Source organism: Bacillus sp. 5RYD7K, from assembly GCF_059831465.1.
In genome coordinates, this window is the sequence record NZ_CP191200.1 from 2954813 (window position 1) to 2978433 (window position 23621).

Here is a 23621-nt window from a genome sequence, read left to right on the forward strand (position 1 = left end):
TTTACTCTTAAACATCAGATGCGGGGATACGCCATACATCTGTGACCGGCCCTGTCTCATCTTCATCTGTAAAGAAGGAGCCGTTGCTGTATCGGTCATTAGCCCGCAAGGATTTCACGGAGGCTTCAATTCTCTCGCCTTTTTCTGTTTCCGCAGCGATCATGTCGGCTAAAGCGCACGCGAATACTCCGACAACACGATGCGGATTCTTTTTAAGCTCACGCAGCATGATGACACCGCGCTTAGCCCTTGATGTTCTTTCGAATTCAGAGAGATTCATCCGTTTGATGGCTCCCCGCTGTGTGACGAGGACAAGCGAATCTGTTTCATGCAGGATTTGTCCTGATACGACGGTATCACCGTCTTTTAAATTAATACCCTTTACGCCGGCCGCACGGGCTCCGACTACATTTACTTCATCTTCACCGAACCATAAGCCGTACCCGAGGCGGGTGGCGATAAACAGCTGGCAGCTGCCGTCTGTGACATGAACATCAATCAGCTCATCGTCCCCTTTAAGGTTAAGAGCAACAAGCGCTTTTGAGTAACGCTGCGCTTTGTAATGCGTCATTTCAGTTCTTTTCACCATACCGTTTTTCGTCATAAACAATAAATATGAAGATGGATCAAATTCTTTTACCGGTATAGCTTTCACGATGGTTTCGTCACGGTCCATCGTGGTGATGTTCGTGACGTGCTGCCCCATGTCTTTCCACCTGATATCAGGAAGCTGGTGAACCGGACAATATATATAGCTTCCCTTATTGGTAAAGAGCAGGAGCACATCCGTTGTATTCATTTCAAATTGGTGAATCAGCCTGTCCGTGTCCTTCATCCCGAAATCCTGGCCGTTGGAAGCGGCAAATGACCGCTGGCTTGTTCGTTTTACATAGCCGTCTTTCGTGACTGTCACATAGACGTCCTCCGAGGCAACCATAACTTCGAGATTGATTTTAATTTCTTCAATCTTCTCTTCAATGACCGACCGTCTGCTGTCAGCATAAGTCTTTTTCACTTTTTTCAGGCTGCTGGTAATGACTTTTAACAGCTTTTTATCATGACTTAAAATGGCTTCAAGCTCCTGAATTTTCTTGCTGAGCTCTTCCGCTTCCTCTTTTAATGCCGTAATATCCGTATTTGTCAGACGATACAGCTGCAAAGATACGATCGCTTCCGCCTGAGGCTCCGTAAATGCGAATTTAGACATTAAGTTTTGTTTCGCATCTTTCTTGTCGCTGCTTGCCCGGATGACAGCAATGACCTCATCCAGCACAGACAGTGCCTTCATCAGTCCTTCAACGATATGGTGCCGCTCTTTTGCTTTTTGTAATTCAAAGACGGAGCGGTTTGTCACAACTTCCTTCTGGTGGGAAATATACGCATCCAGAATGGCCGTAAGACTCATCAGCATCGGCCGGCGGTTATGTATGGCGACCATATTAAAGTTATACGTTGTCTGCAGGTCAGTGTTTTTATATAAGAAATTCAAGATGCCTTTTGCATCGGCTTCTTTCTTTAACTCAACGACCACCCGCAGCCCCGTGCGGTCCGTTTCATCCCGGACTTCAGAAATACCTTCAACTTTTTTGTCTATGCGGTATTCATCCATTTTCTTCACGAGATTGGCTTTGTTTACTTCAAACGGGATTTCTGTAATGACGATCTGCTCCCGTCCGCCTCTTACGGCTTCCACTTCAGCCTTGCCGCGGATAATAATTTTGCCTTTACCGGTTTCATAGGCCTTCCGAATGCCGTCGACACCTTGGATGATGCCTCCTGTCGGAAAGTCAGGCCCTTTAATCACCTGCATCAAGTCATCGACGGTGCAATCGGGCGATTCAATCCGCTTAATGACAGCATCAATGACCTCACCCAGATGATGAGGGGGAATATCAGTCGCATAGCCCGCGGAAATCCCGGTAGATCCATTGACCAGCAAGTTAGGAAACATAGCGGGCAAAACAACCGGTTCTTTACTTGTGTCATCAAAGTTCGGAACGAATTCAACCGTATTTTTATCGATGTCCCGTAAAAGCTCTGATGCGATAGAAGATAATCTCGCTTCTGTATAACGCATGGCAGCAGGCGGATCACCGTCAATGCTTCCGTTGTTGCCGTGCATTTCAATCAGCACATTCCGCACTTTCCAATCCTGGCTCATCCGCACCATCGCTTCATAAACGGAGCTGTCTCCGTGCGGATGATAATTACCGATAACGTTCCCGACCGTTTTTGCCGCTTTCCGGAAATTTTTATCGAATGTATTTCCGTCTGCGTGCATGGCGTATAAAATTCTCCGCTGCACCGGCTTTAACCCGTCACGTGCATCGGGCAGCGCCCTGTCCTGGATAATATATTTACTGTAGCGTCCGAAACGGTCGCCGATTACTTCTTCTAACGGTAAATCATGAAATAACTCTGGCTGTGCCACTATTAAACCTCCTCAGCGACCGACAAGTTTTCATTTTCCAAAATATTGCTCTCTTCGTCTAATCCGAAGGCAACATTCTTTTCAATCCATTTTCTTCTCGGTTCTACTTTGTCTCCCATTAATGTCGTTACGCGGCGCTCTACGCGTGCCGCATCGTCAATCTTGACTCTGACGAGCGTTCGCGACTCGGGATTCATCGTCGTTTCCCAGAGCTGGTCTGCGTTCATTTCTCCCAGACCTTTATAACGCTGAATGGTATAGCCTTTGCCGACTTTCTTTAAAACGCCGTCCATTTCTTCGTCGGACCAAGCATATTCAATAATCTCTTTCTTGCCGCTTCCTTTGCTGACTTTGTAAAGAGGCGGAAGCGCGATGAAGACTTTTCCGTGCTCAATTAAAGGTTTCATATAGCGGTAGAAAAATGTTAACAGCAAGACTTGAATATGCGCGCCGTCGGTATCCGCATCGGTCATGATAACAATCTTGTCATAGTTAATGTCGTCGATCTCAAAATCTGCGCCGACTCCCCCGCCGATCGCATGAATAATTGTATTGATCTCTTCATTTTTGAAAATGTCTGCAAGCTTTGCTTTCTCTGTGTTGATGACCTTTCCGCGAAGGGGCAGCACGGCTTGGAATTTCCGGTCTCTTCCCTGTTTTGCAGAACCTCCGGCAGAGTCACCCTCCACGAGATACAATTCATTCTTCGCCGGATTTCTGGAACCGGCCGGTGTGAGTTTTCCGCTCAGCGTCGCTTCTGATTTTTTTCGTTTTTTACCGCTTCTCGCTTCTTCTCTCGCTTTACGGGCAGCTTCACGGGCCTGGCTTGCTTTAATCGCTTTTTTGACGAGCAGGGTCGCTGTATCGCGGTTTTCTTCCAGGAAATAAGCAAGATTCTCAGAAATGACTGCGTCCGTGGCGGATCTCGCCTCACTTGTGCCAAGTTTCCCTTTTGTCTGGCCTTCAAATTGCAGCAGTTCCTCCGGGATACGCACGGAAATGATCGCGGACAACCCTTCTCTGATATCGGCGCCTTCAAGGTTTTTGTCTTTCTCTTTTAAAAGCGCGACCTTTCGCGCATATTCATTAAACGCTCTTGTCATTGCCGTTTTGGCTCCTGATTCGTGGGTGCCGCCGTCCTTTGTTCTGACGTTATTAACGAATGACAGCATATTTTCTGAGTATCCGTCATTAAATTGGAAAGCAAAATCGACTTCAATGTCGTGGTGCTCGCCTTCAAAGGAAACCACTTCGCATAAAGCGTCTTTTTCTTCGTTTAAATAGGCGACAAATGCTTCAATTCCGTTCTCATAATAAAATACTTCTTTTACGTTGTTCCGCTCATCAATTAATTCTATTTTTAAGCCTTTTAATAAGAAGGCGGATTCGCGCAGGCGTTCCGACAGCGTGTCAAAATTATAAACCGTTGCGCTGAACATTGACGGATCAGGTTTAAAATGGGTAAGCGTTCCCGTTTTCTTGGTCGTACCGATTTTTTCAAGTGAAGTCACAGGCTTGCCGCCGTTTTCAAACCGCTGTTTATAAACATAGCCGTCACGCTCAATGGTAACTGTCAGCCACTCTGATAAAGCGTTTACGACAGATGCGCCGACACCGTGCAGACCGCCGCTTGTTTTATAGCCGCCCTGGCCGAATTTCCCTCCCGCATGCAGCACGGTGAAAATAACTTCCGGTGTCGGCTTTCCGAGCTTATGCATTCCGGTCGGCATTCCGCGCCCTCTGTCCTGCACGGAGATGCTGTTGTCCTTATGTATCGTTACGATAATATGATCTCCGTAGCCGGCAAGGACTTCATCGACGGAATTGTCGACGATCTCATATACCAGATGGTGCAGGCCGCGTGCGTCCGTCGAACCGATATACATTCCCGGTCTTTTTCTGACGGCTTCCAGGCCTTCAAGCACCTGTATGGCATCTTCGTTGTAATCAAATTGCTGTTTTCTAGCCAAACGTACAAACCCCTTTCAAAAAACCTGCTCTTAATCATTCTTTTTTTAAATGTTTTCATGTCTTTGTTTTTCAGTATGCGCAAGCTTCGGTCCAATTCTCCTCGGACTCACAATTATAACCAATATGCTTGATTTCGCAACATATTTAAGCGAATGGCTCGTTTTTTAGGCCGCAAGACATACATTCGAACGGCTTTTCATCTTTTTGGTGCTCTTTTCTGGAGACGAGAACTTATGTTCGCTTTCTATTATATAGATTTCTGCCGTCCATCGCAAACAGACTGCAGCCCCCTTTCATGCAGGGGTTTCTAAAAAAGCTGTTCATGCTTTATTGTATCTGTTTCAACATCATACGCAAAGAGTATTCTTTCAATAAAAAAACAAAAACCCCTGATTTGCCAAGGATTTTTGCCTTTTTTGTTCCTATTTTATAACAGCGCGGGCGACTTTTATACATAAATCCATAATGGCCGTCCGCCCTTTCTCTGTAATCATGCGGTACGCTTCTTCATTTGCCAGGCCCTGCTGCGCCCAAAAAACGGGAGCATCCGTCTGTAAAAACTCTTCAGCGACGCCGGGAAGCTGCTCAGAGCGTCTGAACACATTGACGATATCAATCGGTCCCTCAACGTCTTTTAATGAAGCGACGGCTTTAACGCCAAGCACTTCATCAATCGTCGGATTGACAGGAATAATCTCGTACCCTTCATCCTGCATCGCTTTGGAAACCATGTAAGAAGTCCGGTCGGGACGGTCTGACAGCCCGACGACGGCGATACGTTTGCTTCGGTCAAGAATGTCTTTAATCTCTGACTTTGAAGGATTTTGCATCTTTACCATCTCCTTTTGTATTATTGTACACGACAGCTTCACCGGATTCAAAAAAAGCGGTTTGTCAGCTTAATTCTCAAAAAACTTGTCATCAGACGATAACAACTCGTGTTAAAATAAAGTGAAGGGACATTGAAAAGGAGAAATGTAGATGTTGATTGCTTTATTGATTATTTTGGCCTATGTAATAGGCAGCATCCCGTCAGGTTTAGTCGTAGGCAAACTTGCGAAAGGGATTGATATTAGAGAACATGGAAGCGGTAATTTGGGCGCCACAAATGCTTTTCGCACGCTTGGCGTGAAAGCGGGATCTGTCGTCGTTGCAGCCGATATTTTAAAAGGCACCTTGGCCGCGGCGCTGCCGTATTTATTGCACGTTCCCATTCACCCTCTTCTCGCAGGAGTGGCCGCAGTGATCGGCCATGTATTCCCCGTGTTCGCAAAATTCAAGGGCGGAAAAGCCGTAGCCACTTCAGGAGGCGTCCTGCTGTTTTATGCTCCGCTGTTATTCGTAACGATGGTTGCAGTGTTTTTCGTATTTTTATTCCTTACGAAATTTGTTTCTCTGTCTTCAATGTTAACAGGGATTTATACGATTATTTACTGTCTGTTTGTAAAAGATCCTTATTTATTAATCGTAGTGACGCTCTTGACCGCGTTTGTTATCTACAGACACAGGGCAAACATCAAACGGATTATGAACAAAACAGAACCGAAAATCAAATGGTTTTGATGAAACTTCAATTTTGACATCAAAATGCCATATGCGTTTATAATAGAGATAATTTCTTTATGAGAAACAAAAAGGGAGTGTTCCGGATGAACATGAAAGTAACGAAAGGCGCGCTGGATTGGTACAAAGAAGAGCTAGAACTGGAAACAGGCGATCAGGTCCGTTTCTTTGTCCGTTACGGAGGATGCAGCAGCGTCCAGAAAGGCTTTTCTCTCGGTATTTCAAAAGACCAGCCGATGAACGTCGGAATCAGCACGGAAGTTGATGGCATTACCTTTTTTATTGAAGAAAGCGACTTATGGTACTTTGATAATCACGATCTGTCCGTCACATATTCAGATCAGTCAGAAGAGCCGGTATTTGATTATGTGTAAGAAAAAAGAACGCAGCGGATGCGTTCTTTTTTTACAGTTTGAACCTTCTGATATGATCAGTCAGATGTTCTTTTTCTAATATGCGTTTCTGCGTTTCACCGAGCAGGTCAAAGTGGGGAAATTGATTTTTATGATGAATCCACTCAGGCTTCAGCCCGTATTCCGATCCCCATCGGATCAGCTTATTGAGATCGCTAGAACCGGCCTTCGTCACGGTCTTAGCCTCCGGAAAGCGGTCGTCCAGCCAATAATGCGTTAAAAAAGCGATTTTTCCTTCCGATACATCCCGCTTCCATCTTTCCAGTTCTCTGCGTGTAATTCCAAATGCCATAACTTGAGCCGCTCCTTATTTTTTTGCCTTTTCGTAAGCGGCGTGCCAATCAGGAAAGGCCTTGCGGAACTGAATCGGTTTGAAACTCTGTTTATCGACGCATATGTGAGAGGATGACGCTTCGATCGCAAGTTCTTGATCCGGATTATAGATGCGGTAGCCGTAAATGGTTTTAAATCCGTTATATTCTTCAATCCACGTATGTACTTCTGCTGTTTCTCCGTAGCGGAGCGGCTTTTTATAAGAAATGCTGATATCCACTACAGGTGACAGCACCCCTCTTTCTTCCATGTCCTTGTACAGAAATCCGAGGTCCTTAATGAGCGCCGTTCTCCCGACCTCCATCCAAACTAAGTAATTGGCATGGTAGACGATACCCATTTGATCTGTTTCCGCATAACGCACTTCTATTTCTTTTTTTGACACATGCAACGTTCTCTGCTCCCTTATTATCAGATTAGCCCTATTTTATCACAACGTGGCGGAAAGAGAAAAAACCAGGTTTCCCTGGTTTTTATTACGATTGATAGCCGTTTTCTCTCGCAGCCGATTCATCCTGAATTTCACTTCGGAATGATTCAATGCTTTCATTGCGTCTGGCATTCTTCTCTTGAATGCGCTGTTTTTCCTCTTCTGTCGCAAATTCCATTGATTCTTTCGCTTCTTCTATATTTTCGATTGTATTCTGCACCATATCCTGAAGCTTTTCAACGTTATCAGAACGGTCGTCCGGGTTCGGTTTTTGGTTATAATTTGTCATCATGTCTGCTCTCCTTTAATGATATTATTCGCCTTTCGTCTGCATGACAATCGGATGTCCGTTTGACTTGTCATGAAACTTTTCCCCTTTGTTTCGTTTATATTTAACGGGTTTAGTCCCTAAGTGGCTCGGAGCGTACTGCGGCTGGCCGTCTTTCTTGTTTGTGCCCATGTTCATCCCTCCTTAAGAGTATATTTCGCAAAAGGAGGCGCAAACATGACTGCAAATTAAAGGTTATTTTTGTTTGAACCGCTGCTCCAGCTTTTCTTCAAGCTGATTCAAATATTCCGTATTGGTCATCAGCTCACGTTTATTCTCCATAACCAATTCATGAAAAGAACGTTTTCTCATTTTTTTCAATCTTCTCACCTCCGTGTTTTCATTCATTTTTTCCAATTTTTTAAAAGATAAGCCTTTCGCATAAAAAAAACTGAACCTCTACTTGAGATCCAGTTTTTCTTTCATTTCTTTTTTTGTCATCGTGCCTACTCGAATGTGCTGAATGGTTCCTTTTTCGTCTAATATGTATGATGTCGGATAAGAAAGCACGTTGAAATCTCCGTTAATCCCGCTTTTGTCAATCAAAATTGGAAATGTCAGCTGATAAGTATCAGCGAACGATTTCACAGCCTGTATATTTTTTTCAGAGGACGTAAAATTAACGGCTACTACCGCAATATCCGGATATTCCTTCTGCAGCTCCTGCATATCGGGCATTTCCATCCGGCATGGCTTGCACCACGTCGCCCAAAAATTAAGGAGCACTTTTTTACCTTTATAATCAGAAAGGGAGCTGCTTTTTCCTGACAGTGTGTCGAGTGTAAAGTCAGGAGCCTTCATCCCTTCTTCTGTCCCTTCTTTCGGACTTGTTTGTGCAGAATAAATGTTCCAGCCCGCATACACTAACAACCCGATAAGTAACAATACGCCCAGCCATTTTGCAAGCATCTCAAGGCCTCCCGTATAAAAAGAGAGAAAGCAGTCCGCTTTCTCTCTTTTGTCTTCTTTCTGCTACTGTTTCATTTTATCGCGAAGCACCATTTGTAAAATGCCGCCGTGACGATAGTAATCAATTTCCACTTCACTGTCGAAACGGACAACGACTTCAAATGTTTTTACCGTACCGTCTTCACTGATGGCTCTGACAGTCAGCAAGTCGCGAGGACGTACAGTTTCATCAACATCCACCTCGATAACTTCCTTACCGGTTAAACCGAGTGTATCCGCGTTTTCACCCTGTTTGAACTGGAGCGGCAGCACACCCATGAAGACGAGGTTGCTTCTGTGAATTCTTTCAAAGCTTTCCGCAATGACTGTTCTGATGCCTAGCAGGTTTGTTCCTTTTGCAGCCCAGTCACGTGAAGAGCCCATTCCGTAATCTTTGCCGGCCAGGACGACAAGACCCGTTTTATCTTCTTTATACCGCATGCATGCGTCATAAATAGATGTCACGTCACCGGTAGGCCAGTGTGTAGTGTATCCGCCTTCTGTGCCAGGCGCGATTTGGTTTTTAATGCGGATATTGGCGAAAGTTCCTCTCATCATGACTTCATGGTTTCCGCGGCGTGAGCCGTAAGAGTTAAAGTCCCGAGGAGAAACGCCTTTTTCCTGCAGGTATTTGCCCGCCGGCGTGTCTTTTCCGATCGCTCCGGCCGGAGAAATATGGTCAGTCGTCACGGAATCTCCGAATTTGCCGACAACGCGAAGCCCTCTTAATGGCTCAACTTTTCCCGGTTCTACAGACATTTCTTCAAAGAACGGCGGGTTTTGGATGTAAGTAGAATCTTTATCCCACTTGTACAGTGCTTCATCCGTCGTTTCGATTGCATTCCAGCGCTGGTTGTCGTCAAATACCGTTTCATATTCTTTACGGAATAATTCCGGCGTCACAGTCTGTTTGACGAGGGAGTTGATTTCATCCATTGACGGCCAGATGTCATCGAAGTAAACGTTTTGTCCGTCTTTTCCGACACCGATCGGGTCAGATTTCAAGTTAATATTCACAGTGCCTGCCAATGCGTACGCGACGACAAGCGGCGGCGAAGCAAGGTAGTTTCCTTTGACAAGCGGATGGATCCGGCCTTCAAAGTTTCTGTTGCCTGACAGAACAGAAGTGATCAAGAGGTCATTTTTAGCAACTGCTTCTTCAATCTCTGGAGAAAGCGGTCCGGAGTTTCCGATACATGTCGTACAGCCGTAGCCGACAAGATTAAAGCCGAGCTCCTTCATATATGGAAGAAGGCCTGAATTGACTAAGTATCCAGTAACAACCTTAGATCCCGGTGCAAGTGATGTTTTCACATAATTCGGCACTTTCAATCCTAATTCTACCGCTTTTTTGGCTACCAATCCGGCACCGATTAATACATAAGGATTAGATGTGTTTGTGCAGCTTGTAATGGCGGCAATTGCAATTGCCCCTGTTTTCATGACCGCATCTTCGCCGCTGTTAAGTTTAAATGAGATTTCTTTGTTCTCTTCAGCAGCATCCATTCCGAATCCTTGGTTGCCGGCCGGGCTGACGAGATGTTTTTTAAACGTTTCCTGCATGACAGAAAGCGGGATTAAATCCTGCGGACGTTTCGGGCCTGAAAGGTTCGCTTCAATTTTTGACAGGTCAATTTCTACAATGTCTGTAAAAATCGGCTCTTCTGCGTCAGGCGTATAGAATAAACCGTTGTTGCGGCAGTATGCTTCCACGACATCGATCTGCTCTTCTTCACGGCCGGTCAGACGCATGTAAGAAAGTGCTTCCTCGTCAACCGGGAAGAATCCGCAAGTCGCTCCGTATTCCGGCGCCATATTGGCAATAGTCGCCCGATCCGCAAGCGGAAGCTCAGCAACACCAGGGCCGAAGAATTCAACAAATTTATTGACTACGCCTTTTTCGCGCAGCACTTGAGTGACTTTCAGCGCTAAGTCAGTTGCCGTCGTTCCGTTAGGCAATTTTCCGACAAGTTTCGCGCCGATGACCTCAGGAACAGGGAAATATGAAGGCTGGCCGAGCATTCCCGCTTCCGCCTCAATACCGCCGACACCCCAGCCGAGAACGCCGATTCCGTTAATCATCGTGGTATGGGAATCTGTTCCCACCAAAGTATCAGGATATGTCACAAGCTCTCCGTCTTCATCTTTCGTATGAACGACACTTGCCAAAAACTCAAGGTTTACCTGGTGGACGATACCTGTTGCAGGCGGAACGGCCTGATAGTTGTTAAACGCTTTCTTTGCCCAGCTTAAAAATTTATAACGTTCTGTATTTCTTTTGAATTCTAAGTCCATATTAATGGCTAACGCGTCTTCCGTACCCGCTTTGTCGACTTGTACGGAGTGGTCAATGACCAGGTCAACCGGAATTTCAGGATTGATTTTATCAGGATCTCCGCCGACAGAAGCCATGGCTTTTCTTAAAGATGCCAGGTCAACTACGGCCGGAACGCCGGTAAAGTCCTGTAGGATAACCCGTGACGGTTTAAACGGCACATCGATATCTTTTAATTCAGCAGTACCCCATCTTGCTAAATTTTCAACATGTTCTTTCGTAATGACGCGTCCGTCTACCTGACGCAAAACGGATTCCAAAAGAACCTTAATAGAATAAGGAAGTTTTGAAACATTGCCGACCCCTGCGTCTTCCAATGCTTTTAATGAATAGTAGTGGTATGTTTTCCCGTTTGAAGAAAATGTTTTTCTTGCTTGGAAAACGTCTTGTGTTGCGACTTTTTGCTGATTTGTCATTCTCCAAAATCCCCCTTCAAAGATCAAGATCGTTCTTTAGATGAATGTTCACATTACATCACAATTTTCTCACAATTTCATCTTAGTATAAAATCATACATAAGTAAATATCAATGTTTTTATTAAATACAATAAGATCGTCTTATCAGCATAATTTCCGGTAAATTTTGTCCTATTTTATGTCTCATACAACGGGCTGTAAAGAGCCATATTAAAGTTGAGGTGATGATCATGGTAAAACGAAAAGCCAATCATGTGATAAACGGCATGAATGATGCAAAAAGCCAAGGCAAAGGCGCGGGTTATATTGAAAATGACCAGCTTGTCCTGACCGAAGCAGAACGGCAGAACAATAAAAAAAGAAAAACAAACCAATAGCCGTCACCCCTTAAAAAAGGAGGCTTTAACATGACAAATAAAAATACGAGCAAAGATATGCATAAAAATGCTCCGAAGGGCCATAATCCCGGCCAGCCGGAACCGTTAAGCGGAAGCAAAAAAGTGAAAAACCGCAACCATACAAGACAAAAACATAATACAAGCCACGATATGTAAAACAGACCTCGGTGTCTGTTTTTTTGTGCTTTCACCCATTTAAAGCTTCTGCATACGTTATAGCAAGGCTTTTTTAATATGGAGGGATGCTTCCATGAATCATTCAAATCACGCTGAAGAATTTGATGATATCGAAGAATGGCTGCGGCAGTTTTACGAGGACCCGTATGCTTGGTATGACGAGGCGCTTCCGATCGATCTATATGAAACAAGCCGTCAATACATCATTGAAGCTGACCTGACGGCGCTGAAGCCGGTGCAGGCGATGACCGTCACTCTTTCGGGAAATGAGTTCATGCTCTCTGTTAAAACGCTTGAACAGACGTTAAACAAACAAATGATGCTGCCTTTTTATCTGAACGACAAACATATTTTCACTGATTTCACAAACCATATTCTGACCGTCTCCATGAACAAGGAGCCAAATGAGACCCCTGCCTCTTTTTCCTTTCAATTTCCTCTATAACATAAAAAAGCCGTTTTCATCCCTCAATGAAAGCGGCTTTTTTGTCCGGTCATATCAGTCATATACCCTCGAAGTGAATCTCCCATGGCCAAATAGCAGAATCACTATACGATAGAATATGTTCTAGCAATCAGATTGACTGGACATCTATCATTTTTTCTATTCTTTTTTCATGTGTTCTTCTATTCTGTCTTCGTTTACAATATGGTTAAAGTAAGGAGGAGATAAAACAATGCTTGAAGGCTGGTTTATGTGGTTTATTTTATTTTGGGTCATCGTAATGATCGGATTGCTGTCCATCGGGGGGTTTTTTATGTTCCGAAAATTTTTAAAACGCTTACCGAAAGAAGACGGCCGGTCAGAACTGGATTGGCAGGATTATTATATTGAAAAAAGCAGACACCTATGGAATGAAGGCGACAAGGCGTTTTTGGATGAACTGGTCGCCCCCGTGCCAGAGCTCTTTCGGGATGTAGCCAAAGCTAAAATCGCCGGAAAAATCGGTGAAATCTCTTTACAAGAGGAAGCAGAACAAATAAACCGGGATTTAATCATCAGGGGTTACATACTGGCCACCCCTAAGCGGGATCACCAGTTTTTGAAAAAACATCTCCGCGAAAAACAGATTGACCTTACTCCTTATCAAACCCTGCTCAAATAAAAAACCTTTCCGGCGGACGGAAAGGTTTTAATTCATCTGAATATCAGCGGTCTTCAGTTCATTGGCAAGTTTGCGGTACGACATAAACATCGCGATGCGCCACGGGACAATCATTCCGAAAGCCAGAATCCAAAACATTCCGCTTAAAGCTCCGTAATCAATCGTCGTGCTCAAAATGGATTTCATAGCGATTCTGATAACCAGCAAACCAATTAGGATAAACACAAATGCTTTTGACCGTTTTAAATAGATTTCATTATTTTTAATCTCAAATTTAGATGTTTTTATCAGAAAAATAGAGAAGATCACGCCCAGCGTAATGGCCTCCAAAAATTCTTCGCCCGTCACTCTGAAAATCGGAAAAAGAAACATCAGCGCTCCCGTACTCATGAAAATCGGCGGGAGAATTATTTTTTTTGGTGAAGCGGGCTTATCGGAGGATTTAATCCTCACAATCATTACAGAGATTGCCATGGCCGCTGCAATAACGGATGAAATTATAATCATCATCTTTATCATTCCTTTGCTTGCACGGAGTTTGATACTATATACTATACTCCAAAAACATAAAAAAACCAATGTGAAAAGAAAATACGTTTATGTTCCCGTTACTCTGCCTACGGCCTCCAGCACTTTAGAACCTTCAAACGGTTTAACGATAAAATCTTTAGCGCCCAGTTCAATCGCTTCCAGAACGATCCGCTGCTGCCGCATGGCGGTGCACATAATGACATGGGCTTTCGGGTCAAAAGCTAAAATCTCCTGCAGCGCCTGTATTCCGTTTTTAACCGGCATGGTAATATCCATTGTCACCAGATCGGGACGGATTTTTTGATAAACGGCCAGAGCTTCCTCGCCGTCAGCCGCTTCTCCGGCCACTGTATAGTTCGCCGATTCCAGAATCTCTCTGATTTTCACTCTCATGAACTTGGCGTCATCTACAACTAAAACTCGTGTCATATTCCCCTCCACATATTTAACATTAACTAGTCTTATTGTACCAAAAAAGAAAGGGTATATAATAGTTCAAAAGTTATCAATCTCTTACAGCCCCTTGAACCCTCCGAAAAGATTTGACAGAACGATCAGAATATAACTCATCCAGTTAAAAAACAGCATAATTCCGATGACAATCATAACAATGCCGCCGGTTCTCATGATAAGCAGCTGGTGCTTTCGAATCCAATTCATTCTGGTAATAAAAAATGAAAGAACTAGAAAAGGAATGGCAAATCCCAAAACATATAAAAACATATACGGCACCGCTGAAGAAGGATTTGTACCGGCCAGTGAAAACACGGCGCCTAAAATAGGCCCGCTGCACGGCGACCAGCCGGCTGCAAACGCCAGACCGATCAGAACAGAGCCGATAAACCCCTCGGGCCGGTGCTTAAAATGAATGCGCCGCTCTTTCATCATGATTTTCGGCTGAAACACACCCGCCGTAATGAGTCCGAAAAGAACCAGCATGATAGCGCCAAACTGGCGGATCGCTTCATGATAACGGGTAAAAAAACTGCCGATGAACGAGGTTCCGTATCCAAGTGCAATAAAAATCACGGAGAAACCAAGCAAAAAACAAAGTGTATGCACGAGCCCCCGTTTTTGCAGCATCACCTTTTCCGTTTTCACCTCGTCCATGCTGACTCCGGTTATGTATGACAAAAAAGCGGGGTACAGCGGCAGACAGCAGGGAGAAATGAAAGACAGAAACCCGGCCCCGAACGTCAGAAAGTAATTAAAACTCACCATGACACACTCCTTTCGAGTTATGACAAAATCATTTCATTTTTTTAACACTTTCCCATGAAGGATTACTTTTTATAGAAAAAGCTTATATAATTTAATTTGACATCAAGATATTATACTCCTTCTTATTTGAAAAACAGTATAAATGTGGATATAATAATAGCGATTCAGTGAAAGATTTATGTATGAAAGGATATATCCCTGTGATTAGAGAGCATCTATTAAATGAAATTGAAAAAAAACGGGCAGAGCTGCTTAAAATCGTCATGACAAACGGAATGACATCAAACATTACGATAGAACTCAGCCAGGAGCTTGACCACCTTCTCATACAATATCAAAAGGAACTGCACACCGGCAGTTGGGGTGAAACATGACGCAAAAATAAAAAACCCTCACCGGGTTTTTTATTTTTATAACCATGTATCTCTATATCATAATCTTTACGTATTATTTCGCTTGATTATTCATGGCTTTCATCATTTGATTAATTTTCTTTTGAGAAGGTTTCATTCCCATTTGCATCATCATCATGCGTAACATTTGTTCATTAATAGGCGGATTCTTTTTCAAATAGCTCATCATATATTTACGAGCAATAAAAAACCCGAGTGCAACACCTATGAGCAATGCGACAACGCCCACTAGGATGCCAACCCATAAAGTCATTTTATTTCCTCCTTCATGTTGTCTAGTTTAAAGTGTACTAAACCAAAGGCTATTATACAACAATTACATCTCTTTTTGCTCGTTTTTAGACAAAATTTCTTTCTCTGACCGGATTTAACCACCCATAACGCCTTGTCTTAAAATCCATCGCAAGAAAACAGGGGCTGATTTTACGGAGAATCTCAAAGAAAATCGTTTCCGCCTCATAATCTCCCGAAGCTGCAATCTCAATCAAGCTGTCTTTCATCATGAAGGTGGCGCGGCCCTTTTCTCCGGGCAGTGTAAGCTGATAAATTGAATCTAAACGGCTGTAACTCATTCGGTTTAAATGAAGCTGGAGACGCTGATGCATATGTATTACCGGAATCGGTTCTGTTATATAGTGAACTTGCTTTTTTGTCAGTTGATATTCTTGGGGTGTCAGATTTGTCCAATGATAGTCTCGAAACAATTCAAACATAGCGGTTTCCCGACCGAAGTAGTGGTTCGCAAACTCATCCTTAATCAGGTGCGTATAGTAATGACGTTCCATTTCCTCATCCCCTTTTACAGCGCTGTGTATTGCTTTCTATTATACAAAAGGAGAAAAGAAAGAATTGTCTATTACTGTTACGGCGACCCTTCTATTTTTGTCGTATATACAGGAAAAAGAGGATGATTTGACTCATCCTCTTTTGTTTCTTTATTTGTTTAGCAGTTTCTTCACGCGGTCAGCCACGTTTTCTGCAGTAAACCCGTATTCTTTCATAATTGTTTCTCCCGGAGCTGAAGCACCGAAACGGTCAATTGCGAGAACGTCTCCTTCAAGACCGGTAAATTTGCCCCATCCGAAGCTTGATCCCATTTCAATCGCAAGACGTTTCGTCACATTCGGAGGAAGTACGCTGTTTTTGTACTCGGCCGATTGTTTTTCGAAACGGTCCCAGCTCGGCATGCTGACTACAGATACATGAATATTTTCGTCAGCAAGCTTCGCCTGTGCTTCAATCGCAAGTCCGACTTCAGAACCTGTCGCCAAAAGAAGGGCGTCCGGTGAATCAGTTTTTGCTTTGGAAACGGTATAAGCCCCTTTTTCTACTCCGGCATACGCTTCTTCAGCCTGCTGATCAATTGTCGGCAGGTTTTGGCGTGTCAACACAAGAGCTGTCGGATGATCCTGGCTTTGAACGGCTAGCTTCCACGCAGCTGCGGTTTCATTTCCGTCAGCAGGTCTGATTACAGAAAGGTTAGGAAGCGCGCGTAAAGATGCAAGCTGCTCAATCGGTTCGTGAGTCGGTCCGTCTTCTCCTACGGCAATACTGTCATGCGTAAATACATAAGTGACAGGAAGCCCCATTAATGACGCCAGACGAATAGCAGGTCTTAAATAATCTGAGAACACAAAGAATGTGCCGCCGAATACGCGGAGGCCGCCGTGAAGCGCCATTCCGTTTAAAGCAGCGCCCATCGCAAATTCACGGACACCGAACCAGAAGTTTTTCCCGGCGTAGTCTTTGGCCGTGAAGTCCCCTGCGTTTTTGATTGTCGTTTTGTTTGAACCCGCAAGGTCAGCAGATCCCCCGACAAAGAAAGGAATTTTCTTGGCGATGCCGTTCAGCACCTCACCTGAAGATGCGCGGGAAGCAAGGCTGCTGCCTTTTTCATAGACAGGAATTTCCTGATCCCAGTCTTTCGGCAGCTCGCCTTTCATGCCGAGTGACAGCTGTTCAGCAAGCTCAGGATATTTTTCCTTATATGCCGCGAACTGTTCATTCCATTCCTGTTCTTTTTTCGCACCGGCTTCTTTTACAGCTTCGTTGAAATGCGCGTATACTTCTTCTGGAACATAAAAATCTTCTTCAAACGTCCAAGCGTACGCTTCTTTAGTCAGCTTGCTCTCTTCTAGTCCTAGCGGAGCGCCGTGAACACCGGATGTGCCCGCGCGGTTTGGAGAACCGAAACCGATTGTCGTTTTCACTTCAATTAATGTTGGTTTTTTATCATTCTGGCGCGCTTTTTCAATTGCAGCCGTCAATTCAGCGATGTTATTTCCGTCCTCAACATAAAGGACTTCCCAGTTCATGGCTTCAAAACGCTGTTTTACATTTTCAGAGAAAGATCGATTTAAATCGCCGTCTAAAGAAATATCATTAGAATCGTATAATACAATCAGGCGGCCTAATTCCAGATGGCCTGCTAGAGAAGCGGCTTCAGAAGAAATGCCTTCCATCAAATCGCCGTCTCCACAAATACTATATGTATAATGATCAACTACGTTGAATGAATCACGGTTATATGTTTCAGCCAGATGGCGTTCTGCAATTGCCATTCCCACTGCCATAGCGATACCCTGTCCCAAAGGCCCGGTCGTTGCGTCGACTCCGGCTGTATGCCCGAACTCCGGATGTCCCGGTGTTTTGCTTCCCCATTGACGGAACTGTTTCAGGTCTTCAATGCTGAGGTCATACCCGCTTAAATGCAGCATGCTGTACAAAAGCATTGAACCGTGTCCTGCTGATAAAACAAAGCGGTCGCGGTTAAACCATCCCGGATTCTGCGGATTTACATTCATAAACTTCGTCCACAGCGTGTAAGCCATCGGAGCAGCTCCCATCGGCATGCCCGGGTGTCCGGAATTAGCTTTTTCAATTGCGTCTATAGATAGTGTACGTATGGTGGCAACTGATTTCTTTTCAATTGTATCCATTATAATCCCCTTCCTTATTGTTGTACCTTTTCATCATAAAGCGATGCTGACTTTTTCTCAACTCTTTCAGCTTAAATTTGAGATAAACTTGTTGAAAATTGTCGCAAATCACAGCCTGATATTAGTATATACGAAAAAAGAATACGTATTGCCGTATTCTTTCTGTTTAATGAAGATTATTTTTCTGTTGTTCCCTTTTTAATTTTTCAGGAGTGACATCATTACCCTCCGGATCAATAACTTTTACGCTCTTTAACGTATTTTTCATTGAGGAGCGGAACCCTTTCAAATACTCCTGGCGAAGCTTTTGCTGTTCGGCTTTTTCCTCATCTGTTATCGTGTTTGATTTAGCTTTTTGAGCCAATTCGTTAATTCTTGCGATTTTTTCTTTAGAAATCATAATAAGCTCCTTTGGTGCGTGTTGATTATATACTACTAAAACATCATCTTTTTTACAACTGAAGCATGTCAGCTGCCTTCGCTGTCTGCGATATATTCCTGAAAACGCCGGTGAACCGTGGCTTTGGATACATCATAGCCGAATCCTCTTAAGGTGGCGGCGATTTCTGCAAAGGTAAGCTTGTTGGCTCTCAGCCTGATAATTTCCGAAACAGGGACCTCTTTTTTTTCTTTTCCGCTGTTTTCATGTCTGTTTTTCAGATTCCGTTCAGGTTTATAGCCATTTTTTACGGCTCTTTTCATTCCCCGCCGGATTTTCATATTGTGAATTTTCCTTTGATATTCCTCCACAATACTGACGATTTCGAGTACCATCGTATCAGCTTCGGAAAGCTCCAGCTCGCCTTTATGAGCCGTCGTATATATCTTTACGTTCTCCCTGTAAATACAATGCAAAAGCGCGATCTTGGCGTTTCCTCTTCCCAGTCTTGTTTCATCCTGCACCAATATCGCGTCAATATGTGACTTTTTAATTTCATCAAGCATTTCAAATACTCCGTCGCGGTCCATTTCGTAACCGCTGGCTTTCTCTGAAATGACTTTTACGACTTCCATGCCGTTTGCCGCAGCGATCTCACTGAGCTCCTCTTCCTGTCTTTTTAAAGACGTCTGCTGCTGTTCTTTGTTTGTGCTTACCCGGGCATAAATGAGCGCCTTCATTTCTCTCTTTCCTCTCTAATTGACAATGGCCAGCTGATATACGGCCGGATGCTCCTTCTTAACCGGAAGAATAAGTTCGTCTCCGGGCTTTATATCAGCAGTTTGGAGATGATTATTCTCCGTCACCCACTCAATGAAATCTTCTTTGTTAATATTTTTCTTCTCTGCTACTTGATCCGCAAGTGACCACAGAGTATCTCCGTCCTGAACCTTTATTTTAACATATTGGCTGAGCGCCTGATCATTTCCCGTACATGAAACAAGTAAAATAACAGCACTTAAAATCGCAGTAAACAGTCCGACAAATATGATAGATTCCTTCGCCATTTAAACAACCTCCAGAATGTTTGTTCGCTTTTTATACCTTTCAGTATATACGAACAAATGTTTCTGTCAATCGTTTTTTTCGAACCTATGTTTGTACTGTCAGGAAAATCATGCTATAATCTACTTAAAATCGACGTTTTGAGGTGCGAAATATGACGAAGCTATCAAAAAGGCAGCTTGATATCCTGCGTTTTATTAAAGAAGAGGTAAAAACGAAAGGATATCCGCCTTCTGTAAGAGAGATAGGAGAAGCAGTAGGACTGGCTTCCAGTTCAACCGTGCACGGACATTTGGCGCGGCTGGAGACAAAAGGCCTGATCAGACGGGACCCTACTAAACCGAGAGCGATTGAGGTATTGGATGAAGAAGAAGTCCAAATTCCGAAAAGCCAGGTTGTCAATGTTCCGGTCATCGGGAAAGTGACGGCGGGTATTCCGATTACGGCTGTTGAAAATATCGACGAGTATTTTCCGCTTCCTGACAGGATGGTTCCTCCGGGAGAACACGTATTCATGTTAGAAATCATGGGAGAAAGTATGATTGACGCCGGCATTTTTGACAAAGATTACGTCATTGTCAAACAGCAGAACACGGCCAATAACGGGGAAATCGTGGTGGCTATGACCGAAGATGATGAAGCCACGGTCAAGCGCTTCTATAAAGAAGACAATTATGTGCGGCTGCAGCCGGAAAATCCGACGATGGAACCGATTATCCTGCAAAACGTAAGCATTTTAGGGAAAGTGATCGGCGTATTCAGAGCCGTTCATTAATTCTATTAAACTTTATTTATCGTAAAACCCCTTTCAGAGGGGTTTTACTTTTGCATAAAAAAGAGCAGATTCGCCCTGGCTTAAGAAACGAACCTGCTAAGGAGGAAAAACTTACATCTTTATTATCCGGCATCTCACTTTTGAAGTCAATAAATAATGTTTCTCTAAGGAAACTTTTTATCTATTTTTCAACTTTTGTATTTGTGCGGGCTGATTTTGATATATATTTATCTTCATCTGGAGCGGACGGATTACATTATATTCATGAATATTTAGTGCATAGTACAATAAGTTTTGACGAGATGTAAAAAAACCCGCTGCCTTTGCGGGTATCTATTTTCAATCAAAATGATAATATTCCACGCCGTATAACCCTTTAATATGGACAGGTTCACAGTCGTTTGAAGAGCTTTCAATCAGAATCCTGTATTTGTGATGCGGATCAATTGATTTTTTGTCCTGGGCACTTAGGTTTAACCAGCTGCCGCTGTAGCTTTTAGAACTTAATGTATAAAAGTTTCCGTTCAGTGCCATCCGCTGGAGTTTCACGTTTAAATTGCATGAAGAATTGTTCACAATGGTGAACTTGTATCCTAATAGGTAATCATCAGCTGATACAGCCCCCGGATTTTCAATAAAAAACTCTTTTACATCTCCCTCCATAATGAAGCTTGTTTTTGATCCGAATCCAGTGGTAGCCGCTTCAGCTGAGTGTACTCCGCAAAAACATAATAAAAAAACAGCAATACATATCCACCATTTTTTCAATTTTGCATCCCCCTTTTTTTTACATATTTTAACTTGTGAATATGGTGATGTCTATTTACATTTTATTAAAACGCACACTTTATAACCACTATATACCAGTTTAAAAATTTGCTGATTGCCTACAATGAAGACTAAACGAAATAACGAAGGTGGTTCAAATGAAACATGTAATTGCTTTCGCTTCTAAAACGGCGCTCACACTTGCTTTGCTGTACATTGTTCTGGATCTGATGTACCAAGTAACTTTTTTAAACGTTCTGTTTATTACCTTGATCTTAAGTTTGATCACTTACTTTTTGGGTGATTGCATGATTCTGCCGAGAACAAGCAATTTTACAGCCGTTGCAGCTGATTTCGGAATTTCATTCATTATATTATGGATATTTCTAATGAACATTGGCGGGTTTAATGTCTCTCCTGCCGCGGCATCGGTTATCTCTGCACTTTGCATTTCTGTTTTTGAGGCATTTTTTCACCGATATTTGCAGCAATATGTGCTTCCCGAAGATTATCAGGACACAACAGGGACAGACAGCACACTATTGAGCTATCAAACCGAGGCGTCTGAAGAATTGGTGCCGGAAAAAGACCCTCAGGAAAAAACATAAAAAGGAGGCATCCGCCTCCTTTCTTTTTATTTTTGCTTCTGATCGTCCAGCGGCAGCTGGAGCAGTGAGTCTGTGCCTGTCGCTTTCGGTGTTTTTCCGTCCCATTTTTCAATCCATTTATATTTGATCATTTCATCAGACATTGATTTTTTTATGATTTGGTTATAATCAGCGATCCCTTCCGCTTCAATTTTTTTCTTTTTCGCTTCTGCTTCAGCTATTTTAATTTCAGTCTGCGTCCGTTCAAGCTCCTGTGAAGACTTCACTCTTGCATCAATAGCTTCCTGTGTGGCTTTATCCGGCTTCGGTACGCCAAGCGTCAGATCATCAATTAAAAATCCAAGGTTCTTCATATCCTCAGCAAACCTTTTTTGAACATCGGCAGCGGCTTCTGCAGATTTTTGCCCGTATGTGTCAATAACCGAGTATTTGCTGATTGATTTTCGCGCCGCGTCCCACAGCCTTGTTTTTAAATATGTATTTTCAATCGTTTCAACGTCTACCGCCCCGAATTTGTTAAACAGATCGACTACTTTATCAGGCTGAACAACATAGTTGTAAGCGATATCCATTTCAATATTTTTACCGTCTGAGGTTGCCACTTTTATATTTTCATTATTTACGGTCTGCATACGCACCGGATATTCCGTTACTTTATTAAACAAACCGACTAAGTGCCAGCCTTGATCCAAAGTTTCGGATTTTACCCCGCCGTTCGGTGAGTATACGACTCCGACATAACCATTCGGTATTTTTTCAATAAATAATGACGCCGTAACGCCCGCAATTAAAAGGGCTGCACCTATAATCACACCGCCGAGAATTTTTTTTGTGTTTCCGCGCTTATTTTCGCTCATGCTGATCTTTTTCCTCCCATGACTTTTTAAATTTTTTGGCTCCGCTTCCCACTTGTTTAAAGATTGGACTAAGCATCAGCCATAAACCGAATCCGATGATGACAAGAAGAATGATAGACCCGATCATCACTTTCATTTGCCCACCTCTTTTCTTTCATCCTGTCAGTTATGTATACGATCTTAAGAACTTAAAGTTTCATAAATTTCAAAAGAAAAAGCTCCGCCGGCAAAAAGCGGCGTGCTTATTTATAATTGTCATTGATAAAATCAGAAATCGTTTTTGTGAATTGGAGAAAGGTATCGTTTTGTGTGGACGCTCTGCTTTTAAGCGTAAAAGTATCAAACAGTGATTTTCTAAAACCGGTGCTCATTTCGATTTGAATACTTAATCCGGATGAAGAGTGATTGGCAAGATTGTTCGGACTGACACCTGCGTATTTATCATTTATGCCAAGAAGAACGGCAGGATACCCGTTCCGTTTCAGCACATCTGTCAAAAGTTCGGCCCGTTCTCTGTCTGTACCGCCGATTTTTATCTTTTTATCGTCGCTGCCGTAACCGTGTAATGAAATGACATTAGAGTGCTCTTTCACCATTTGAACGGCTTTAGGTTCGTCGAAATGCGAACTGGTCAAATGCAGCTCAGCATTGCCGGCTGATTTTAACCCTTCAAATAAATACAGGCTCCGGTTTTCGGCAATTTTTCTGGCCAACTCACTGGTCCCCGGCTCTATGCCTCCGCCGTGTATAGCTAATATGAGAACAGAAGGGTCATGTTCTTTCGATGAAATAGAAAAAACGGAGGGGGCCTCATGCAGTTTTAATTCCTCGAAACTGCCGTAAGTATCTGAAGCAGCATCAGCCCGTAAAAACGGCAGAAGCAAAAACGATAAAATTAAAACTAAAATTCCTTTTTTGGTTATTGATGGCAATTGTATGTTTATGTTACAATACAAATGCTTCAGCCTTTGAAGCGAACGGCAGAACAGGGTGACTTTGGACGGTTTCTTCTGCTCTGCCTCTTTGCCAGCAGCTTTACGGTCTTCTCTTCTAACCCTTTTTTTCATAACATCATCCTTTCTTTTGTTTACACTTTTGTCACAATATTATATACGTTGGACAAGACCTCCGTTCATCTTAAAGAATAAAAACATCAGAGCATCTTCTAGAAAAACGGAATGCTTAAGAAGGAATGTCGGGAAATCAATCATCAAT

Annotated in this window: 33 protein-coding genes; 10 read left to right on the top strand and 23 right to left on the bottom strand. The window is 43.2% G+C overall.

What is annotated here, in order from left to right:
• Positions 1 to 7: 7 nt before the first annotated feature.
• The 3 genes from parC to ACQE26_RS14715 form a co-directional block, all read right to left on the bottom strand.
• On the bottom strand, positions 8 to 2431 hold the full coding sequence (parC, locus tag ACQE26_RS14705; protein ID WP_500469955.1) for a DNA topoisomerase IV subunit A: 2424 nt from the start codon (positions 2429 to 2431) through the stop codon (positions 8 to 10).
• 2 nt (positions 2432 to 2433) lie between these two features.
• Positions 2434 to 4401 (bottom strand): DNA topoisomerase IV subunit B, encoded by a 1968-nt coding sequence (gene parE, locus ACQE26_RS14710; RefSeq protein ID WP_060962677.1) that lies wholly within the window; start codon positions 4399 to 4401, stop codon positions 2434 to 2436.
• Positions 4402 to 4824: 423 nt separating this feature from the next.
• The gene (locus tag ACQE26_RS14715) at positions 4825 to 5232 is read right to left on the bottom strand and encodes a CoA-binding protein (RefSeq protein ID WP_500469957.1); all 408 of its coding nucleotides are present in this window, start codon (positions 5230 to 5232) and stop codon (positions 4825 to 4827) included.
• Positions 5233 to 5383: 151 nt separating this feature from the next.
• On the opposite strand from ACQE26_RS14715, the gene plsY reads away from it, so the two are divergent.
• Both plsY and ACQE26_RS14725 read left to right on the top strand, forming a co-directional pair.
• Positions 5384 to 5965, top strand: a complete 582-nt coding sequence (plsY, locus tag ACQE26_RS14720) for a glycerol-3-phosphate 1-O-acyltransferase PlsY (protein WP_016935965.1) — start codon at positions 5384 to 5386, stop codon at positions 5963 to 5965.
• Between the two features lie 86 nt (positions 5966 to 6051).
• Positions 6052 to 6339 carry a HesB/YadR/YfhF family protein gene (locus ACQE26_RS14725; protein ID WP_438422046.1) on the top strand — a complete coding sequence of 96 codons (288 nt, stop codon included), beginning with the start codon at positions 6052 to 6054 and terminating at the stop codon, positions 6337 to 6339.
• A gap of 31 nt (positions 6340 to 6370) precedes the next feature.
• Here the strand turns inward: ACQE26_RS14725 and ACQE26_RS14730 are convergent, their stop codons facing one another.
• The 7 genes from ACQE26_RS14730 to acnA form a co-directional block, all read right to left on the bottom strand.
• A complete protein-coding gene (locus ACQE26_RS14730) occupies positions 6371 to 6670 on the bottom strand; it encodes a hypothetical protein (protein ID WP_500469958.1) in 300 nt (99 codons plus the stop codon).
• Between the two features lie 15 nt (positions 6671 to 6685).
• Positions 6686 to 7102 (bottom strand): YbgC/FadM family acyl-CoA thioesterase, encoded by a 417-nt coding sequence (locus ACQE26_RS14735; RefSeq protein WP_328220612.1) that lies wholly within the window; start codon positions 7100 to 7102, stop codon positions 6686 to 6688.
• 85 nt (positions 7103 to 7187) lie between these two features.
• Complete coding sequence (gene tlp, locus ACQE26_RS14740) at positions 7188 to 7430, bottom strand: small acid-soluble spore protein Tlp (protein WP_500471495.1); 243 nt, start codon at positions 7428 to 7430, stop codon at positions 7188 to 7190.
• 24 nt (positions 7431 to 7454) lie between these two features.
• On the bottom strand, positions 7455 to 7601 hold the full coding sequence (locus ACQE26_RS14745; protein ID WP_013352427.1) for an acid-soluble spore protein N: 147 nt from the start codon (positions 7599 to 7601) through the stop codon (positions 7455 to 7457).
• A 63-nt stretch (positions 7602 to 7664) separates the two neighbouring features.
• Positions 7665 to 7790 (bottom strand): FbpB family small basic protein, encoded by a 126-nt coding sequence (locus ACQE26_RS14750; RefSeq protein WP_012117651.1) that lies wholly within the window; start codon positions 7788 to 7790, stop codon positions 7665 to 7667.
• A gap of 78 nt (positions 7791 to 7868) precedes the next feature.
• Positions 7869 to 8378: a TlpA family protein disulfide reductase gene (locus ACQE26_RS14755; RefSeq protein WP_064778975.1), complete on the bottom strand. Its 510-nt coding sequence runs from the start codon at positions 8376 to 8378 to the stop codon at positions 7869 to 7871.
• A 63-nt stretch (positions 8379 to 8441) separates the two neighbouring features.
• Positions 8442 to 11168: an aconitate hydratase AcnA gene (gene acnA / locus ACQE26_RS14760; protein WP_500469959.1), complete on the bottom strand. Its 2727-nt coding sequence runs from the start codon at positions 11166 to 11168 to the stop codon at positions 8442 to 8444.
• Between the two features lie 231 nt (positions 11169 to 11399).
• Here acnA and sspO point away from each other — a divergent pair, with 231 nt between their 5' ends.
• The 4 genes from sspO (at position 11400) to ACQE26_RS14780 (ending at position 12850) form a co-directional block, all read left to right on the top strand.
• Positions 11400 to 11546 (top strand): small acid-soluble spore protein SspO, encoded by a 147-nt coding sequence (gene sspO / locus ACQE26_RS14765; protein WP_003244839.1) that lies wholly within the window; start codon positions 11400 to 11402, stop codon positions 11544 to 11546.
• 30 nt (positions 11547 to 11576) lie between these two features.
• On the top strand, positions 11577 to 11723 hold the full coding sequence (locus tag ACQE26_RS14770) for a small acid-soluble spore protein P (protein ID WP_003153984.1): 147 nt from the start codon (positions 11577 to 11579) through the stop codon (positions 11721 to 11723).
• Positions 11724 to 11817: 94 nt separating this feature from the next.
• On the top strand, positions 11818 to 12189 hold the full coding sequence (locus ACQE26_RS14775) for an Hsp20/alpha crystallin family protein (protein WP_060962684.1): 372 nt from the start codon (positions 11818 to 11820) through the stop codon (positions 12187 to 12189).
• A 232-nt stretch (positions 12190 to 12421) separates the two neighbouring features.
• Positions 12422 to 12850 carry a DUF2621 domain-containing protein gene (locus ACQE26_RS14780; protein ID WP_045925794.1) on the top strand — a complete coding sequence of 143 codons (429 nt, stop codon included), beginning with the start codon at positions 12422 to 12424 and terminating at the stop codon, positions 12848 to 12850.
• 27 nt (positions 12851 to 12877) lie between these two features.
• On the opposite strand, the gene ACQE26_RS14785 is transcribed toward ACQE26_RS14780, so the two are convergent.
• The 3 genes from ACQE26_RS14785 to ACQE26_RS14795 all read right to left on the bottom strand — a co-directional run bounded on the left by ACQE26_RS14785 (position 12878) and on the right by ACQE26_RS14795 (position 14602).
• Entirely contained in the window at positions 12878 to 13369 is a 492-nt protein-coding gene (locus tag ACQE26_RS14785) for a CcdC family protein (protein WP_095240656.1), read from the bottom strand.
• Positions 13370 to 13447: 78 nt separating this feature from the next.
• Positions 13448 to 13810, bottom strand: a complete 363-nt coding sequence (locus tag ACQE26_RS14790) for a response regulator (protein ID WP_016935975.1) — start codon at positions 13808 to 13810, stop codon at positions 13448 to 13450.
• An 84-nt stretch (positions 13811 to 13894) separates the two neighbouring features.
• Positions 13895 to 14602, bottom strand: coding sequence for a cytochrome c biogenesis protein CcdA (locus tag ACQE26_RS14795; protein ID WP_016935976.1), 708 nt, complete (start codon positions 14600 to 14602; stop codon positions 13895 to 13897).
• Between the two features lie 200 nt (positions 14603 to 14802).
• Here ACQE26_RS14795 and ACQE26_RS14800 point away from each other — a divergent pair, with 200 nt between their 5' ends.
• On the top strand, positions 14803 to 14976 hold the full coding sequence (locus ACQE26_RS14800; protein WP_012117647.1) for an aspartyl-phosphate phosphatase Spo0E family protein: 174 nt from the start codon (positions 14803 to 14805) through the stop codon (positions 14974 to 14976).
• A 73-nt stretch (positions 14977 to 15049) separates the two neighbouring features.
• On the opposite strand, the gene ACQE26_RS14805 is transcribed toward ACQE26_RS14800, so the two are convergent.
• The 6 genes from ACQE26_RS14805 to yneA form a co-directional block, all read right to left on the bottom strand.
• Complete coding sequence (locus ACQE26_RS14805) at positions 15050 to 15268, bottom strand: YneF family protein (RefSeq protein ID WP_003153994.1); 219 nt, start codon at positions 15266 to 15268, stop codon at positions 15050 to 15052.
• Positions 15269 to 15353: 85 nt separating this feature from the next.
• The gene (gene sirA, locus ACQE26_RS14810; RefSeq protein WP_047474793.1) at positions 15354 to 15800 is read right to left on the bottom strand and encodes a sporulation inhibitor of replication protein SirA; all 447 of its coding nucleotides are present in this window, start codon (positions 15798 to 15800) and stop codon (positions 15354 to 15356) included.
• 150 nt (positions 15801 to 15950) lie between these two features.
• Positions 15951 to 17954, bottom strand: coding sequence for a transketolase (tkt, locus tag ACQE26_RS14815; RefSeq protein WP_016935978.1), 2004 nt, complete (start codon positions 17952 to 17954; stop codon positions 15951 to 15953).
• A gap of 166 nt (positions 17955 to 18120) precedes the next feature.
• Positions 18121 to 18354, bottom strand: a complete 234-nt coding sequence (locus tag ACQE26_RS14820; RefSeq protein WP_003153997.1) for a DUF896 domain-containing protein — start codon at positions 18352 to 18354, stop codon at positions 18121 to 18123.
• A 68-nt stretch (positions 18355 to 18422) separates the two neighbouring features.
• Positions 18423 to 19073, bottom strand: coding sequence for a YneB family resolvase-like protein (locus tag ACQE26_RS14825; protein ID WP_016935979.1), 651 nt, complete (start codon positions 19071 to 19073; stop codon positions 18423 to 18425).
• 15 nt (positions 19074 to 19088) lie between these two features.
• A complete protein-coding gene (gene yneA / locus ACQE26_RS14830; protein WP_500469960.1) occupies positions 19089 to 19400 on the bottom strand; it encodes a cell division suppressor protein YneA in 312 nt (103 codons plus the stop codon).
• A gap of 152 nt (positions 19401 to 19552) precedes the next feature.
• Here yneA and lexA point away from each other — a divergent pair, with 152 nt between their 5' ends.
• Positions 19553 to 20173 carry a transcriptional repressor LexA gene (gene lexA, locus ACQE26_RS14835; RefSeq protein ID WP_007611720.1) on the top strand — a complete coding sequence of 207 codons (621 nt, stop codon included), beginning with the start codon at positions 19553 to 19555 and terminating at the stop codon, positions 20171 to 20173.
• 50 nt (positions 20174 to 20223) lie between these two features.
• Positions 20224 to 20481, top strand: coding sequence for a hypothetical protein (locus ACQE26_RS14840; RefSeq protein WP_500469961.1), 258 nt, complete (start codon positions 20224 to 20226; stop codon positions 20479 to 20481).
• Between the two features lie 31 nt (positions 20482 to 20512).
• Here the strand turns inward: ACQE26_RS14840 and ACQE26_RS14845 are convergent, their stop codons facing one another.
• Complete coding sequence (locus ACQE26_RS14845; RefSeq protein ID WP_438422036.1) at positions 20513 to 20941, bottom strand: hypothetical protein; 429 nt, start codon at positions 20939 to 20941, stop codon at positions 20513 to 20515.
• Positions 20942 to 21099: 158 nt separating this feature from the next.
• Between ACQE26_RS14845 and ACQE26_RS14850 the strand changes: the two genes are divergently transcribed.
• Positions 21100 to 21549 (top strand): YndM family protein, encoded by a 450-nt coding sequence (locus ACQE26_RS14850; protein ID WP_500469962.1) that lies wholly within the window; start codon positions 21100 to 21102, stop codon positions 21547 to 21549.
• A 26-nt stretch (positions 21550 to 21575) separates the two neighbouring features.
• Here ACQE26_RS14850 and ACQE26_RS14855 read toward each other — a convergent pair whose 3' ends face one another.
• The 3 genes from ACQE26_RS14855 to ACQE26_RS14865 form a co-directional block, all read right to left on the bottom strand.
• Positions 21576 to 22406 (bottom strand): prohibitin family protein, encoded by an 831-nt coding sequence (locus ACQE26_RS14855; RefSeq protein ID WP_438422034.1) that lies wholly within the window; start codon positions 22404 to 22406, stop codon positions 21576 to 21578.
• Positions 22393 to 22542: a DUF8570 family protein gene (locus ACQE26_RS14860; protein WP_167388673.1), complete on the bottom strand. Its 150-nt coding sequence runs from the start codon at positions 22540 to 22542 to the stop codon at positions 22393 to 22395. The genes ACQE26_RS14855 and ACQE26_RS14860 overlap by 14 nt, the downstream gene beginning before the upstream one ends.
• Before the next feature lie 106 nt (positions 22543 to 22648).
• The gene (locus ACQE26_RS14865) at positions 22649 to 23473 is read right to left on the bottom strand and encodes a poly-gamma-glutamate hydrolase family protein (protein WP_060962691.1); all 825 of its coding nucleotides are present in this window, start codon (positions 23471 to 23473) and stop codon (positions 22649 to 22651) included.
• Between the last annotated feature and the right edge of the window lie 148 nt (positions 23474 to 23621).